This window comes from Klebsiella sp. WOUb02, assembly GCF_050058015.1.
Classification (GTDB): domain Bacteria; phylum Pseudomonadota; class Gammaproteobacteria; order Enterobacterales; family Enterobacteriaceae; genus Klebsiella.
In genome coordinates, this window is record NZ_CP170106.1 from 102,535 (window position 1) to 119,059 (window position 16,525).

At 61.5% G+C, this 16,525-nt stretch carries 11 protein-coding genes and 3 pseudogenes; 7 read left to right on the forward strand and 7 right to left on the reverse strand.

The annotated features are described in order from the left end of the window. Positions 1-131: 131 nt before the first annotated feature. The 4 genes from sstT to ABOC21_RS02595 all read right to left on the reverse strand — a co-directional run bounded on the left by sstT (position 132) and on the right by ABOC21_RS02595 (position 4,444). On the reverse strand, positions 132-1,379 hold the full coding sequence (sstT, locus tag ABOC21_RS02580) for a serine/threonine transporter SstT (RefSeq protein ID WP_426812334.1): 1,248 nt from the start codon (positions 1,377-1,379) through the stop codon (positions 132-134). 253 nt (positions 1,380-1,632) lie between these two features. Then, a complete protein-coding gene (locus ABOC21_RS02585) occupies positions 1,633-2,601 on the reverse strand; it encodes a TerC family protein (protein ID WP_426812335.1) in 969 nt (322 codons plus the stop codon). Between the two features lie 279 nt (positions 2,602-2,880). Beyond that, positions 2,881-3,870, reverse strand: coding sequence for a Gfo/Idh/MocA family protein (locus ABOC21_RS02590; RefSeq protein ID WP_426812336.1), 990 nt, complete (start codon positions 3,868-3,870; stop codon positions 2,881-2,883). A 70-nt stretch (positions 3,871-3,940) separates the two neighbouring features. Then, entirely contained in the window at positions 3,941-4,444 is a 504-nt protein-coding gene (locus ABOC21_RS02595; RefSeq protein ID WP_426812337.1) for a M48 family metallopeptidase, read from the reverse strand. A gap of 85 nt (positions 4,445-4,529) precedes the next feature. Between ABOC21_RS02595 and rlmG the strand changes: the two genes are divergently transcribed. Then, positions 4,530-5,666, forward strand: a complete 1,137-nt coding sequence (gene rlmG, locus ABOC21_RS02600; RefSeq protein ID WP_426812338.1) for a 23S rRNA (guanine(1835)-N(2))-methyltransferase RlmG — start codon at positions 4,530-4,532, stop codon at positions 5,664-5,666. 59 nt (positions 5,667-5,725) lie between these two features. On the opposite strand, the gene ABOC21_RS02605 is transcribed toward rlmG, so the two are convergent. From ABOC21_RS02605 to lsrR, 3 genes and pseudogenes are all read right to left on the reverse strand, one after another. Further along, a complete protein-coding gene (locus ABOC21_RS02605; protein ID WP_426812339.1) occupies positions 5,726-7,747 on the reverse strand; it encodes an FAD-dependent oxidoreductase in 2,022 nt (673 codons plus the stop codon). A 112-nt stretch (positions 7,748-7,859) separates the two neighbouring features. Beyond that, positions 7,860-9,510: pseudogene (gene lsrK, locus ABOC21_RS02610) on the reverse strand (autoinducer-2 kinase). 37 nt (positions 9,511-9,547) lie between these two features. Next, positions 9,548-10,519 (reverse strand): transcriptional regulator LsrR, encoded by a 972-nt coding sequence (gene lsrR / locus ABOC21_RS02615; RefSeq protein WP_045856735.1) that lies wholly within the window; start codon positions 10,517-10,519, stop codon positions 9,548-9,550. A 219-nt stretch (positions 10,520-10,738) separates the two neighbouring features. Here lsrR and lsrA point away from each other — a divergent pair. From lsrA to lsrG, 6 genes and pseudogenes are all read left to right on the forward strand, one after another. Beyond that, positions 10,739-12,227 (forward strand): annotated as a pseudogene (gene lsrA / locus ABOC21_RS02620) (autoinducer 2 ABC transporter ATP-binding protein LsrA). After that, a complete protein-coding gene (gene lsrC / locus ABOC21_RS02625) occupies positions 12,224-13,258 on the forward strand; it encodes an autoinducer 2 ABC transporter permease LsrC (protein ID WP_426812340.1) in 1,035 nt (344 codons plus the stop codon). The pseudogene lsrA and the gene lsrC overlap by 4 nt, the downstream one beginning before the upstream one ends. Further along, a pseudogene (gene lsrD / locus ABOC21_RS02630) lies at positions 13,258-14,263 on the forward strand (autoinducer 2 ABC transporter permease LsrD). Before lsrC ends, lsrD begins: the two are co-directional and overlap by 1 nt. A gap of 7 nt (positions 14,264-14,270) precedes the next feature. Continuing rightward, complete coding sequence (gene lsrB, locus ABOC21_RS02635) at positions 14,271-15,284, forward strand: autoinducer 2 ABC transporter substrate-binding protein LsrB (protein ID WP_426812341.1); 1,014 nt, start codon at positions 14,271-14,273, stop codon at positions 15,282-15,284. An 11-nt stretch (positions 15,285-15,295) separates the two neighbouring features. Further along, the gene (gene lsrF / locus ABOC21_RS02640; RefSeq protein ID WP_426812342.1) at positions 15,296-16,183 is read left to right on the forward strand and encodes a 3-hydroxy-5-phosphonooxypentane-2,4-dione thiolase; all 888 of its coding nucleotides are present in this window, start codon (positions 15,296-15,298) and stop codon (positions 16,181-16,183) included. After that, positions 16,180-16,473, forward strand: a complete 294-nt coding sequence (gene lsrG, locus ABOC21_RS02645) for a (4S)-4-hydroxy-5-phosphonooxypentane-2,3-dione isomerase (protein ID WP_426812343.1) — start codon at positions 16,180-16,182, stop codon at positions 16,471-16,473. The genes lsrF and lsrG overlap by 4 nt, the downstream gene beginning before the upstream one ends. Positions 16,474-16,525: the final 52 nt, after the last annotated feature.

Consider the following 16,525-nt stretch of genomic DNA (forward strand, 5'->3'; position numbering starts at 1 on the left):
TCTTCACGCCGCCGCGGCGTTTCGTTTTGCTGTATTTAGTCCGCTTCCGGGAAAGGGGCGGGGGTAAAAAAAGCGGCGCTTCAGATGATGATGTGCCGCTTTGTTTTATATGGCCTTCCCATCGCCGCGAATTAGCCGCGCAGGGCGTTTTTCGCTAAACGCGCATCTTCCGCCTGACATACCGCAGCGGTAAACATCACGTCGGTGGAGGAGTTAACGGCGGTTTCGCAGGAATCCTGCAGGACGCCGATGATAAAGCCGACGGCCACGACCTGCATGGCGATCTCGTTGGGAATACCGAACATATTGCAGGCCAGCGGGATCAGCAGCAGCGAACCGCCCGCGACGCCGGATGCGCCGCAGGCGCACAGCGAGGCGACGACGCTCAGCAGCAGCGCCGTGGGCAGATCCACCGGAATGCCCAGCGTATGTACCGCCGCCAGCGTCAGCACGGTAATGGTGATGGCCGCCCCGGCCATGTTCACCGTTGCGCCCAGCGGAATGGAGACGGAGTAGGTGTCGCGGTCGAGATTCAGCTTTTCGCACAGCGACATATTCACCGGGATGTTGGCCGCCGAGCTGCGGGTAAAGAACGCCGTTACGCCGCTTTCGCGCAGGCACATCAGGACCAGCGGATAGGGATTCCTGCGGGTCTGCGCGAAAACCAGCAGCGGGTTAACCACCAGCGCGACCACCGCCATACAGCCAATCAGCACCAGCAGCAGCTGGGCGTAGCCCCACAGCGCGGAAAAGCCGGTGGTCGCCAGGGTTGATGACACGAGCCCAAAAATGCCGATCGGCGCAAAGCGGATCGCCAGCCTGACGATAAAAGTCACCGCATCGGAGAAATCATTGACCAGACTTTTGGTGCTCTGGCTGCCATGGCGCAGGGCAAAGCCGAGGCCAACCGCCCACACCAGAATCCCGATATAGTTGGCGTTGATAAGAGCATGAACCGGGTTCGCCACAATGCTCATCAGCAGGCCGTGGATAACCTCGACGATACCCGACGGCGGGGTGATATCCGTAGCCCCTGTGGTCAGCTGCAGCGTGGAAGGGAAGATAAAGCTGAACAGCACGGCGATCAGCGCGGCGCTGAAGGTGCCCAGCAGATAAAGGAATAAAATGGGGCGAATATTGGTCTTTTGTCCCTGCTGGTGGTTGGCGATAGAGGCCATCACCAGCATCAGAACCAGCACCGGGGCGACGGCTTTCAGCGCGCCGACAAACAGCGTGCCCAGCAGGCCAACGGCGATGGCGGCAGATTTTGACACCAGCGCCAGCAGCACGCCGAGAACCAGACCCAGTAAAATTTGTTTGACCAGGCTACCCTGGGACAGGCGCTTTAGCAGGCCCGATGGGGGAGTATGAGTCGTCATGATTTATTCCTTCCTGTGATGTTGCGTCCGTTCCGGGGCGTATTCTTTGTTACGTTTATGTCCGGATGTAAGTAAATGTTTGCCCGGTTGAGTATACGGAAACAGCGGCGAGGAGAAAGCGTAAAATGCTGCTTATTGCGCCAGGATGTGATTTTTTAACTGGATTTTAACGATTTTGTGACATTGGTAGAGATAACGCGCGGTACAGGTGAAGGACCGGGTGAAAGGGCGCGCCACCCGGTCCGCAAAGGGCCTACTGCAGCCGTTTTTTCTTATCGTGCTGCTGGTTGACCCAGGCGTTAATTAGCAGCGTCAGCGTCAGAATACCGCCTACCGCCCCGAGCGAAACGCCGATCGGGATATGATAGAAATCGACGATCAGCATCTTGATACCGATAAAGACCAGGATGACCGACAGGCCGTATTTCAGCATCGAGAAACGCTCCGCAACGCCCGCCAGCAGGAAGTACATGGCGCGCAGACCGAGGATCGCGAACAGGTTTGAGGTCAGGACGATAAACGGGTCGGTGGTGACGGCGAAAATAGCCGGAATGCTATCGACGGCGAAAATGACGTCGCTTAACTCCACGAGGATCAGCACCAGCAGCAGCGGCGTGGCGAACAGGACGCCGTTTTGCCGGGTAAAGAAGCGCTCGCCCTCTATTTTATCGGTCATCCGCAGGTGGCTGCGGATCCAGCGCACCAGCGGCTTGTCGCCAATGGCGGAATCGTCCTCTTTCGCCAGCGCCATCTTCACGCCGGTAAACAGCAGGAACGCGCCGAAGATGTAGAGCAGCCACTCAAACTGGGAGATCAGCCAGCTGCCGGCGAAAATCATCACCGTACGCAGCACGATCGCCCCAAGAACGCCGTATACCAGCACCCGACGCTGTAGCGCAGGCGGTACCGCGAAGTAGCTGAACAGCATCAGCCAGACAAAGACGTTATCGACGGCCAGCGCTTTCTCGATCAGGTAGCCGGTGAGGAAGGCCAGCGCCTGCGGATCGGCGACCGCGCGCCCTTCGGTTTGTACCAGATACCACCAGAAAGCGGCGTTAAAGAGGAGGGAGAGAGTGACCCACAGAATTGACCAGCCCGCGGCCTGCTTCATGGTCATGCTATGCGCACCGCGACGCCCCTGCAGCAGCAGGTCGATAGCCAGCATGATCGCCACGACCACAGCGAATCCGCCCCATAACAACGGTGTGCCGACACTATTCATTACGATATTCCTTACATAAAAACAAAACGGCTGACGTCGGAAGACGGCAGCCGCTGCGTGTTTATGCATAGACCTCGCCTTCCGGCAAGGTCTCACTTACAACGCTAAAAGAACGCATCCACAGAACGCGGTCTTTTATCGTTGCCCGGCGACCGGATGCGCTTTAACCCGCATCGTAATGACGATCCACCGGCAAGGAAGTTACTCCCCTTTGCACGTAACAAAATATGACAACTCATAAATGGCGTCAATGGTGGCCGACGGCCACTTTACACTCTTTTACGCCGCCGGCAGGCTATCCGCCGGGAACACGACGCCGGTCTGCCGGCGGATCTCGCTCAGCAGCTGCGCCGTAATGCGGCTAACCTCCAGCCCCGGGTGAGTAACCTGATTGGCTTCAACCAGCCGGGCAAACTCTTCCGCTTCATACAGCATCGTATTGATATGCTGCGGCTGCGTCAGGTCCTGGGCTTTCCCGCCGCGCGGAATAAAGCACACCTTCTGGCATTCGGAGATTTTCTCGATCACCAGCGCGCCGGCTTCCCCCTGGATTTCACTCGGTAGCGTCGAGTCGCTCACTTTTGAATGGTGCAGGGTGACATCGAAGTCAGGATAGCTCAGCACCACCGTGCCCTGGGCATCGACGCCGCTCTCCAGCAGGCTGGCGCTGGCGTGGACGGCCCGCGGCTCGCCCCACAACGCAACCGCCGAGGCCAGGCAGTAAAAGCCGATATCCATGATCGAGCCGTTGGAGAAGGCCGGATTGAAGGTGTTCGGGTTTTCGCCGTCGAGATAGCGCTGATAGCGCGAAGAGTACTGGCAGTAGTTGATAAAGGCTTTATGCAGGCGCCCCACTTTGTTCAGCGACTGCTGCAGCAGCTGGAAGTTTGGCAGGCTGGCGGTTTTAAAGGCTTCGAACAGCACCACCTGGTTTTCCCTCGCCGCGGCGATCGCGGCCTCGGCTTCGCGGATATTGGAGGCCAGCGGCTTTTCGCAAATCACGTGCTTTTTATGCGTCAAAAACAGATGCGTTTGCGGGAAGTGCAGGGAGTTCGGGCTGGCAATATACACCGCGTCAACGGCATCGCTCTGCGCCAGATCGTCCAGCGAGGTGAACAGATGTTCCACTGGATAATCGTTAGCGAAGGTCTGCGCTTGTTGAAGGCTGCGGGAGTAGATGGCGGTGAGCTTATACTTGCCGGTTTCATGGGCGGCATCGACAAACTGGCGGGTTATCCAGTTTGTGCCAACAACTGCGAAACGTATCATAAAGGTTGACGAACTCCGTGAAAGGGAACCTTTTGTCACTCTAGCATGCCATCATGACAAAACCAGTGCGCTACTGCGCAGAACGATTTAGCGAAAGGTGCGTTAGCCACAGGCGGGTATCGAACTCCAGCTGGTGATACTGCGGCTCCATATAGCAGCAGAGCTGATAGAAGGCTTTGTTGTGGTCCTTTTCTTTCAGATGCGCCAGCTCATGAACCACAATCATCCGCAGGAAGGCTTCCGGCGCGTCGCGGAACACCGTCGCGACGCGAATTTCGGCCTTCGCCTTCAGCTTACCGCCCTGCACGCGTGAAATGGCGGTATGCAGGCCGAGCGCGTTGTTCAGCACGTGGATCTTGCTGTCATACATCACTTTATTCACCGGCGCCGCGCCGCGTAAAAAGCGGGTTTTCAGATCCTGGGTATATTGATACAAGGCCTTATCGCTGTTGACGTCGTGGCCCTGCGGATAGCGTTTTTCCAGCACCGCGCCAAGGCGCTGCTCGGCGATTAATGTGCGCACCTGGGAGAGTAAACTCTCCGGATAACCCTGCAGGTAAGTTAGTTGACTCATCAAAGCCCCAAATAAAAAATAAAAAGGGTATACTCACGCACCCTTTTCAGGGATAACGCCAAAATTTTACCACTCAGGAGGGCCGATGAGCCACTTAGACAACGGTTTCCGTTCACTGACACTGAAACGTTTCCCGGAAACGGACGACGTTAACCCGCTGCTGGCGTGGGAAGCGGCGGATGAATACCTGCTGCAGCAGTTGGACGATACGGAGATTAACGGCCCGGTCCTGATTCTGAACGACACCTTCGGCACCTTGAGCTGCGCGCTGGCCGAACATACGCCTTATAGCATCGGCGACTCTTACCTCACCGAGCTCGCCACCCGCGAGAACCTGCGCCATAACGATATTGCGGAATCCAGCGTCAAGTTTCTCGACAGCACCGCCGAATATCCGCAGGCGCCGGGCGTGGTGCTGATAAAAGTGCCGAAAACGATGGCGCTGCTGGAGCAGCAGCTGCGCGCGCTGCGCCTGGTGGTGACGCCGCAAACCCGCATTATCGCCGGCGCCAAAGCGCGGGATATCCATACCTCGACGCTGGAGTTGTTTGCAAAGGTGCTGGGCCCGACCACCACCACTCTGGCCTGGAAGAAAGCGCGCCTGATCAACTGCACCTTCAGCGCGCCCGCGCTGGCCGATGCGCCGGAGACCCTGAGCTGGAAGCTGGAAGGAACGGAGTGGACGATCCACAACCACGCGAACGTCTTCTCCCGTACCGGGCTGGATATTGGCGCGCGCTTCTTTATTGAACATCTTCCCGCAAACCTCGAAGGCGAGATTGTCGATCTCGGCTGCGGCAACGGCGTGATTGGCCTGACGCTGCTGGAGAAAAACCCGCAGGCCAGCGTGGTGTTTGTGGATGAGTCGCCGATGGCCGTCGCCTCCAGCCGTCTGAATGTTGAAAGCAATATGCCCGAAGCGCTGGACCGCTGCGAATTTATGATTAACAACGCGCTGTCGGGGGTGGAGCCTTTCCGCTTCAACGCCGTGCTGTGCAACCCGCCGTTCCACCAGAAGCATGCGCTGACGGATAATATCGCCTGGGAGATGTTCCACCACGCGCGCCGCTGCCTGAAGATCAACGGCGAGCTGTATATTGTGGCGAACCGCCACCTGGACTATTTCCATAAGCTGAAGAAAATTTTCGGCAACTGCACCACCATCGCCACTAACAATAAGTTCGTGGTATTGAAAGCGGTGAAGGCGCGCAGGCTGCGCTGATTGACTGGCCTGCCGGCGGCGGCTGCCCGGACGGACGCAGCGCCGCCGGGCAGGCGCGGCTAAATCGCCAGCGCCAGCCGGGTTCCCTGGGCAATTGCCCGGCGGGCGTCGAGCTCCGTCGCCACGTCGCAGCCGCCTATCAGATGCACCGTTTTCCCCGCCGCCCGCAGCGGATCCGCCAGCTCGCGCTTCGGCTCCTGGCCGGCGCAGATAATCACCCGATCGACGCTGAATAGCCGCGCTTCGCCGTCGATGGTCCCGTGTAGCCCCTCATCGTCGATCTTCTGATAGCTTACCGACGGGATCATTTTCACGCCGCGAGCCAGCAGGGTGGCGCGGTGGATCCAGCCGGTGGTTTTGCCTAAGCCGTCGCCGGGTTTACCGGCTTTACGCTGGAGCATAACGATCCGGCGCGGGCTTTTCGGCAGCCGGGGGCCTTCCGCCCGCAGTCCGCCCGCGCTTTGCAGGCTGGTATCAATTCCCCACTCCTCGCAGAACCCGGCAATATCCTGGCTGGTGGCGGGGCCCGGCTGGCTGAGGTACATCGCGGTATCGAAGCCGATGCCGCCGCAGCCGATAATCGCCACGCTATCGCCCACCGGCACTTTATCGCGCAGCACGTCGAGATAGCTCAGCACTTTCGGATGCGTAATGCCGTCGATATCCGGCATCCGCGGGGCGATACCGGTGGCGAGGATCGTCTCATCAAACTCCATCAGCCGATCCGCATCGATCGGCGTGTTCAGCCGCAGATCGACGCCGGTCAGATCGAGCATGCGCCGGAAGTAGCGCAGGGTTTCATAGAACTCCTCTTTGCCGGGGATCTGTTTGGCGATATTAAACTGGCCGCCGATCTCTTTTTGCGCGTCGAACAGCGTCACGTGGTGCCCGCGCGAGGCGGCATTGACGGCAAAGGCCAGCCCGGCGGGGCCGGCGCCAACCACCGCCAGCCGCTTCGGCGCGACGGCGGGAGTGACCGGCATCAGGGTTTCGTGGCAGGCGCGGGGGTTAACCAGACAGGAGGTCACTTTGCCCGCGAAGATCCGATCGAGGCAGGCCTGGTTGCAGCCGATACAGGTATTGATCTCATCCGCCCGGCCGCTTTGCGCTTTCGCCAGGAATTCACCGTCGGCGAGGAAGGGACGGGCCATCGACACCATATCGGCGTCGCCGCACGCGAGGATCGCCTCCGCCACCTGCGGATCGTTAATTCGGTTGGTGGTGATGAGCGGAATCGACACCGCGCCTTTCAGCTTGCGGGTCACCCAACTGAAGGCGCCGCGCGGCACCGGGGTGGCGATAGTCGGAATGCGCGCCTCGTGCCAGCCGATGCCGGTGTTGATTATCGTCGCGCCCGCCGCCTCAACGGCTTTTGCCAGCGTAATCACTTCCGGCAGGGTGCTACCGTCGTGCACCAGATCGAGCATCGACAGGCGATAAATAATAATAAAGTCGTCCCCCGCGCGCTGGCGCACGGCCCGCACGACCTCGACGGCAAAGCGCATGCGCTGGTTATAGTCGCCGCCCCACATATCGTCGCGCCGGTTGGTGCGCGCGGCGAGGAATTCGTTGATCAGGTAGCCTTCCGAACCCATCACTTCGACGCCGTCGTAGCCCGCTTCCCGCGCCAGCTGGGCGCAGAGGGCAAAATCGTCGATCAGCCGCAGAATCTCATCGTGGCTCAGGGCGTGCGGGGTAAAGCGGTTAATAGGGGCCTGCAGCGCCGAAGGGGCCACCAGCTGCGGCTGGTAGCTGTAGCGGCCGGTATGCAGGATCTGCAGGGCGATTTTGCCGCCTTCGCGATGCACCGCGTCGGTAATGTGCCGGTGATGCGCGAGATGGCTGGCGTCGTTGAGCACCGCGCCGCCGGCCATCGTGACGCCGGAGGCGGCGGGCGCCACGCCGCCGGTCACAATCAGCGCGACCCCGTGGCGAGCGCGCTCGGCGTAAAAGGCCGCCAGCCGCTCCGCGCCGTCGGCGTGTTCCTCCAGCCCGGTATGCATCGACCCCATCAGCACGCGGTTTTTAAGCTGGGTAAAGCCCAGATCGAGCGGAGCGAATAACGACGGATAGTGGCTCATAATGGCTTCCAGTAGCTAATATGTAACATTATTGTTATGTGGTCGGATGAGTTACTAATTTAGCCGTCGCGGGGGAAAAGGGAAAAGGGGAGTGCGGCGATTGTGATGGGATTCAAAGAATGATGCGCGGCGCCGCGCCATCGGCTCTCTGCGATGGCGCGGTCGCCGGTGGTCTACGTCCGCTGGCGAGGCGCTGTCGGAGATAGCCCCGGCGCCTGCCACATGGAGGTGGTCAGCCCGCTGTCTACCAGTCCGAGCTGGTCGGCGTAGACCGACTGCCATTTGCTCATCATCTCCTGATAGAGTTCGCGATGCGCCGGGTCAGGGGTAAACACCCGGTGCCAGCTCACCAGCTTTTCACCCGCCGTCGCCATATCGGCGTACAGCCCGGCGCCGGTTCCGGCGGCGATGGCGCAGCCGAGCGCGGTGGCCTCGCGCACCACCGGTACGCGCACCGGCAGGCCGGTGACGTCGCTGAGGATCTGGCTCCACAGCGCGCCCTTCGAGCCGCCGCCGGCGAAGACCAGGCTATCGAAGGTGACCCCCGAGAAGCGGGATATTTGCGCGAGATTGCAGGCGGAGACGATTGCCGCATTCTCTTCCAGCGCGCGGAACAGGGTCGCTTTATTGCACTTTTCCGGGTCGATGGAGAGGTTAATAAACGACGGCGCGGCGTGGTACCACTGCTTAAAATGCATCGCATCGGAGAAAATCGGCATCACCCCGTGGGAGCCGGCGGGCACCCGGCTGGCCATCTCCTCCAGCAGGGAGTAGGCGTCAACGCCGAGGCGCTCAGCCACCAGCTTCTCTTCGGCGCAGAAGGCGTCGCGGAACCAGCGCATGGTGAGGCCGGTAAAGAAGCTAATCGACTCCGCCTGGGCCATGCCGGGAATGACGTGGGGATTGACGCGAATATTCATCTCCGGGTCGGTGCGCGGCTGCGGCAGGTTGACCACCTGCTGCCAGAAGGTGCCCCCCAGCACGGCGGTCTGCCCCGCGCGCACCACCCCGAGGCCGAGGCAGCCCAGCTGCACGTCGCCGCCGCCCATCACCACCGGCGTGCCCGCCCGCAGCCAGCACTGCTGCGCCGCGGCGTCGGTCACCGCCCCCAGCAGCGTGCCGGTCTCTTTCACCGGCGAGAGCATATCGGCGCGCAGCCCGGCCATATCCAGCAGCGCCGGACGCCAGTCGCGGCTGAAGAGATCGAGCATCCCGGTGGTGCCGGCGTTTGACGGGTCGACGGCCAGTTCGCCGGAGAGTTTTGCCGCCAGCCAGTCGCTAATCATGGTGATGGTGGCTGCCTGGCGGTAGATATCCGGGCGATGGTGGGCCAGCCACAGCAGGCGCGGCATGGCGCTGAGCGCCAGGGTTTGGCCGGAGACCTCATACACTTCGGACTCAAAGCGGAAATCGTGAATCTCTTTGAGCTCCGCCACCTCGCGGCTGGCGCGCGCGTCGACGTTGGCACAGGCCCAGATGGCCTCGCCGTTGCGGTCGTACAGGACGATGCCTTCGCGCATCGAGCAGCAGGCGACGGACTGAATATCCGCCGCGCCGAGGTGAGCGGCGGCCAGCGCCTGACGGATGCACTGGCAGGCCAGCTGCCAGTTGGTGCTAAGGTCGAACTCCATCGAGCCGGGGACATTTTCCACGCTCAGGTGCTTCCATTCGGCCTGGCCGACCGCCACCTGGCGCCCCGCAAGATCGAAAACCACCGCCCGAATGCTGCCGGTCCCGGCATCTAACGCTAACAGGTAACTCATGACATGCGCCTCGCTGGTGTTGCGCGGCGCAGGGCCATCAGGAGGCCAGCGTGAGCACCGCGCGTGCTGTTGTCTCTTCCGTTACCAGGCCATTAATCCGCTTGCCGATCAGAGCCGCGTAAATCGCCTGCGCTTTTTCCGTTCCTCCGGCAACGCCGACGATGGTCGGCAGCTGCGCCAGCTCGTCGAGGGTCACGCCGAGCAGTTCCCGGTGAATTTCCAGCCCCTCAACCCGCCTGCCGTCGGCCTGCAGGAAATAACCTAAAATGTCGCCTATCGCCCCTTTACGGGCGTACATCAGCTGTTCGCCTTCGCTGATATAGCCGGAGCGCAGGATGGTGGCGTCGCGGCGCTGGTCGATAGCCCCGATGCCCACCACCGCCGCATCCGCCGCGGTGGCGGCGAGGATCACGTCGCGCACGCTCGACTCCCGACGCAGGATCTCGGCGACGTCGGCGGAGGAGACCCGCAGCGGCGCCGGGATAATGCTGACGCTACAGGCGGCGTCCAGCTGGCCGATGCCGGTCATGTAGGGACCCACGCCGCCGGAAAGGGTCACCAGCCGCACCTGCTGAGAGCTGATAAAGCCGCTCAGATGCTGCAGGCAGCTCATGGTCGCTTCGCCAAAACCGACCGCCAGCAGCTGCCCCGGCGCCAGCACGCCCATCAGCGACTGCGCCGCGCCGATCCCCAGGCGGGTGTTCATCGGTGGGGTATTCAACGCCGGCAGCACGCGCGCAATCTTGAGGTCGAAACGTCGCTGCAGCTCGGTCTCCAGCGCCAGGCAGCCTTCGTAGCGGGAGTTGATCTGCACGCGGATCACCCCGGACTGGCGGCCTTTCTCCAGCAGCCGGGAGATCTTCAGCCGCGGCAGCCCCAGGCGTTCGCCAATGTCGTTCTGCGTCAGGCCATCGTGGTAGTAGCACCAGGCCACCCGCGCTACCAGCTCTTCCTCGGCTAACGCCAGCCCGGCGTAACGGCTCTCTTCCGTAATGCGTTTTTCGCTCATAAGGTGAACTCTTATAAAAATTTAGATCATATGTTCGCTATTGCACGGTCGGAAAATGTGAGCCGGCCGGCAAAACCGATCTTTGGCTGTTCGCTGGTTTTTTCTACACGATCTAAAGCATAAAACTGTGATCCTCGCACGGTTGTAAATATAGTTCAGGGTCTACGCTTTTGAACATTATTAAATTAAAAAATCATTTGTTCAAACCGAGGCGTGATAATGAAGCCACTGCTTGAAGCCCGCCAAATCTGCAAACAGTTCTCCGGCATTAGCGTGCTGAAGGCAATTGATTTCACGCTATTTTCCGGCCAGGTGCACGCCCTGATGGGCGGCAACGGCGCCGGAAAATCGACGCTGATGAAAATTGTCGCCGGCGTAGAGACCCCCGACAGCGGCGAGCTGGCCCTCGGCGGCAGCACCTTTGCGCGCCTGACCCCGGCGCTGGCCCATCAGCAGGGGGTTTATCTGGTGCCGCAGGAGCCGATGCTGTTCCCCAACCTGACGGTGCGGGAAAACATCCTGTTCCGCCTGCCGAAGCGCGCCGATAGCGCCGCGCAGCCTGCAGGAAAAGCTGCAGCAGCTCAGCTGTCAGCTGAACCTCGACGCGGCGGCCAGCACCCTCGAGGTGGCGGATCAGCAAATGGTCGAGATCCTGCGCGGCCTGATGCGCAAAGCGCAGATCCTGATCCTCGACGAGCCCACCGCCTCCTTAACGCCGGGCGAAACGGCGCGTCTGTTTTGCCAGATCCGCGCGCTGCAGGATCTCGGCGTCGGCATCGTCTTTATCTCCCACAAGCTGCCGGAGATCCGCCAGATCGCCAGCCACGTCTCGGTCATGCGCGACGGCGCGGTGGTGCTGAGCGGGCATACCGCCGACTACAGCGACAATCAGCTGGTGAGCGCCATGACGCCCATCGATCGGGAGCACGCCCTCAGCGATACGCAGAAGCTGTGGCTGGCGTTGCCGGGCAACCGACGCACCCAGCCGCAGGACTTTCCGGTGCTGCGGGTGGAGGATCTCACCGGCGAGGGCTTTATCGATCTTAGCCTTGAGATCTACGCCGGGGAGATCGTCGGCCTCGCGGGGCTGGTGGGATCCGGACGCACCGAATTTGCCGAAACCCTCTACGGCCTGCGGCCGCCGCGGGCGGGGCGGGTCTGGCTGGAAAACCGCGATATCAGCGACGCCAGCACCCGCGCCCGGCTGGCCGGCGGGCTGGTCTATCTGCCGGAAGATCGCCAGGTTTCCGGGCTGTTTCTTGATGCGCCGGTGCGCTGGAACACGGTGATGTTTAACCAGCCGTCGCTGTGGCAGCAGGATAAACGCGAGGCGGCGGTGGTGGAGCGCTATCACCGGGCGCTGGGGATCAAATTTGCCGACAGCGACCAGCCGGTGCGTACCCTCTCCGGCGGTAACCAGCAGAAGGTGCTGCTGGCGCGCTGCCTTGAGGCCAACCCGCTGCTGCTGATCGTCGACGAGCCGACGCGGGGCGTGGACGTCTCCGCCCGCGCCGATATCTACCAGCTGCTGAAAAGCGTCGCCGCGCAGAACGTGGCGGTGCTGATGATTTCCAGCGATCTGGATGAGTTTGTTGGCCTCGCCGACCGGGTGCTGGTGATGCATCAGGGTCGGCAAAGCGGCGAGCTGGCAAGGCAGGCGGTGACCGTTGAACGCATGATGACGCTGGCATTTGGAGGAGCGGCATGAAAACGTTATTGAAAAATCGCGAACTGAGCGCCTTTCTCGCCATCGTGGTGCTGTTCGCCGGGCTGGTGGCGCTCAACCCGGCCTACTTCAGCCTGCAGACCCTGGGCATGATCTTCGCCAGCTCGCAGATCCTCTGCCTGCTGGCGCTCGGGGCAACCCTGGTGATGCTGACCCGCAACATCGATGTTTCCGTCGGTTCAACCGTCGGCCTGAGCGCTATCGCGGTGGGCGTGGCGCTCAACGGCGGCTATGGCCTGACGGCGGCCATTGCGTTTGCGCTGGCGATTGGCGCGCTGGCGGGGGCCTTTAACGGCCTGCTGGTGGTGGGGCTGCGTATTCCGGCGATTGTCGCCACCCTTGGCACCCTCGGGCTGTATCGCGGGGTGATGCTGCTGTGGACCGGCGGCAAATGGATCGAAGGTCTGCCGGATAGCCTCAAGTCGCTCTCGGAACCGGCGTTTATCGGCGTCTCGCCGCTGGGCTGGCTGGTGCTGGCGCTGCTGCTGGCCGGGGCCTGGATGCTGTCGCGGACCGCCGCCGGCCGCGATTTCTACGCCGTCGGCGATAATCTCACCGCCGCGCGCCAGCTGGGCGTGGCGGTCAACCGCACGCGGATGCTCGCCTTCACCCTTAACGGCATGCTGGCCGCCTGCGCGGGTGTTGTTTTTGCCGCCCAGATTGGCTTCGTGCCCAACCAGACCGGCAGCGGGCTGGAGATGAAAGCTATCGCCGCCTGCGTGCTCGGCGGTATTTCCCTGCTTGGCGGCACCGGGACGCTCATCGGCGCGTTTCTCGGCGCCTTCTTCCTCACTCAGATTGATACCGTGCTGGTACTGCTCAGGCTCCCGGCGTGGTGGAACGACTTTATCGCCGGGCTGGTGCTGCTCGGCGTGCTGGTGCTCGACGGGCGGCTGCGCCAGGCGCTGAACCGCCACCAGCGGGCGCTGAAATATGCCCGCTTTCAGCCCGGTAATAAGGGGGGAAAGCGCGTGGCCCCGTTCACAAAGCGTAAAAACAAAGAGGTGGCGTGATGAAGCTCAGCTGGGAAAGCGCGCTGCTGGCGCTGCTGGTGGTGGAAATTTTGCTGTTCGGGGCCATTAACCCGCGGATGCTGGATATCAATATACTGCTGTTCAGCACCAGCGATTTTATCTGTATCGGCATCGTGGCCCTGCCGCTGACGCTGGTGATCATTAGCGGCGGGATCGATATTTCGCTCGGCTCGACCATTGGCCTGTGCGCCATCGCGCTGGGGGTGATGATGCAGGCGGGCTGGCCAATGGGGCTGGCCATCCCGCTAACGCTGCTGCTTGGCCTGCTGTGCGGACTGCTTAACGCGGCGCTGATCCACTACACCGGCATCAGCCCGCTGGTGATCACCCTCGGCACCCTGTACCTCTACGGCGGCGGAGCGCTGCTGCTCTCCGGCATGGCGGGCGCGACCGGCTATGAAGGGATTGGCGGCTTCCCCGACGCCTTCACCGCCTTCGCCAACCTGACGCTGTTCGGCCTGCCGCTGCCGCTGCCGCTGCCGCTGGTGCTGTTTATCGTCATCACCTTTTTCTTCTGGCTGCTGGCCCACCGCGGGCGCTTTGGCCGCCACCTGTTTCTGCTCGGGCAAAATCCGCGCGCCGCGCGCTATGCCGCGCTGTCGGTGAACGGCATGCCGTACGTGCTGTATGGCCTGGTGGGCGTAGCCTCGGCCATCGCCGCGCTGGTGATGGTCTCCTATTTCGGCTCGGCGCGTTCGGATTTAGGCCGCGACCTGCTGATGCCGGCGCTGACCGCCGCGGTGCTTGGCGGGGCCAATATCTACGGCGGTTCAGGTTCCATTATCGGCACGGCGCTGGCGGCGCTGCTGGTGGGATATTTACAACAAGGTTTACAGATGGTCGGCATCCCCAACCAGGTGTCGAGCGCGCTGTCAGGGGCGCTGTTGGTTGTGGTGGTGATGGGACGCTCGCTGAGTCTGCACCGTGAATGGGTGCGTATGGCCTGGCGACGCTTTTCTCGCGCATAAAACACTCGGAGCATAAACATACGATGAAAACCAAACGAATCCTGCAGATGAGCGCCCTGGCGCTGGCGCTGAGCGTAGTGACCGCCCAGGCCGCAGACCGCATTGCCTTTATCCCTAAACTCGTCGGCGTGGGCTTCTTTACCAGCGGCGGCAACGGCGCGAAAGAGGCGGGCAAGGCACTGGGCGTCGACGTTACCTACGACGGCCCGACCGAACCGAGCGTCTCCGGCCAGGTGCAGCTGATCAACAACTTCGTCAACCAGGGCTACAACGCGATTATCGTCTCCGCCGTGTCGCCGGACGGCCTGTGCCCGGCGCTCAAGCGTGCGATGCAGCGCGGCGTGAAGGTGCTGACCTGGGACTCCGATACCAAACCCGAGTGCCGTAGCATCTATATCAACCAGGGCACCCCGCAGCAGCTCGGCGGCCTGCTGGTGGATATGGCCTCGCAGCAGGTGAGCAAACCGGCCGCGAAGGTGGCGTTCTTCTACTCCAGTCCGACGGTGACCGACCAGAACCAGTGGGTCAAAGAGGCCAAAGAGAAGATTGCCAAAGAGCACCCACAGTGGCAGGTGGTGACCACCCAGTTCGGCTATAACGACGCCACCAAATCGCTGCAAACCGCCGAGGGAATATTAAAAGCCTATCCGGATCTCGACGCCATTATCGCCCCGGACGCCAACGCACTGCCGGCGGCGGCGCAGGCGGCGGAGAACCTCAAGCGTCAGGGAGTGGCGATCGTCGGCTTTAGCACCCCGAACGTTATGCGCCCGTATGTCGAGCGCGGGACGGTGAAGGCTTTCGGCCTGTGGGATGTGGTTCTGCAGGGGAAAATTGCGGTTAACGTCGCCGATCGTCTGCTGAAAAAAGGCGATCTTAACGTTGGCGATAGCGTGGAGGTCAAAGATATCGGGACGCTGAAGGTCGAGCCGAACAGCGTCCAGGGCTACCAGTATGAGGCGAAGGGCAACGGCATCGTGCTGCTGCCGGAGCGCGTGGTGTTCACCAAAGAGAACATCAACAACTACGACTTCTGACGGGGGATGAAATGGCAGATTTAGACGATATCAAAGAGGGGAAGGACTTCGGCCTGGGCCGACCGCAGCAGAACGTTCTCTATGGGCTGAAGGGCTGCGGATCGCTGGAGTGGGGGATGCAGTCCCGGCTGGCGCGCATTTTTAACCCGCAGAGCAACCGTACGGTGATGCTGGCCTTCGACCACGGCTATTTTCAGGGGCCGACCACCGGGCTTGAGCGGATCGATCTCTCCATCGCCCCGCTGTTTGCTGAGACCAACGTGCTGATGTGTACTCGCGGGATCTTAAGAAGCACGGTACCGGCGGCCACCAATAAGCCGGTGGTTTTGCGCGCCTCCGGTGGTAACTCAATCCTCAGCGAGCTTTCCAACGAATGCGTGGCGGTAACGATGGAGGACGCGCTGCGCCTCAACGTCTGCGCGGTTGCGGCGCAGGTCTATATCGGCAGCGAATATGAACATCAGTCGATCGGCAACATTATTAAGCTGGTGGATGCCGGGAACCGCTACGGCATGCCGGTGCTGGCGGTCACCGGGGTTGGTAAAGAGATGACCCGCGACGCGCGCTATTTCTCGCTGGCCAGCCGCATCGCCGCCGAGATGGGGGCGCAGTTCGTAAAAACCTATTTTGTTGAAGAAGGCTTTGAAAAAGTGACCGCCAGCTGCCCGGTGCCGATCGTGATCGCCGGCGGCAAAAAGCTGCCGGAGCAGGAGGCGCTGGAGATGTGCTGGCGGGCGATTGACCAGGGCGCATCCGGCGTCGATATGGGACGCAATATTTTCCAGTCCAGCGCGCCGCGCGCGATGCTGAGGGCGGTGAAGAAAGTGGTGCACGAGAATATGAGCGCCCGCGAGGCGTATCAGTTCTGGCAGGAGGAGAAGCAGGGGGAGCTGAAATGAACGTGACGCTGGTCGAAATCAATATCAAGCCGGAGCGGGTGCACGAGTTTCTCGACGTCTTTCGCGCGAACCATGAAGGGGCGCTGCAGGAGCCGGGCAACCTGCGCTTCGACGTTTTGCAGGACCCGGAGGTGAAGACGCGGTTTTTTATCTACGAGGCCTATAAGGATGACGAAGCCGTGCTGGCGCACAAAAAAACGCCGCACTATCTGGCCTGCGTCGAGAAGCTGGATGAGATGATGTCGCAGCCGCGGCAGAAGCGCAGCTTTATTGGCCTGCTGCCGGAATAGCATTGGAAAGCTGACCGGCAGGCGTAAAAAAGCCCGGTGAATATCGCTTCCA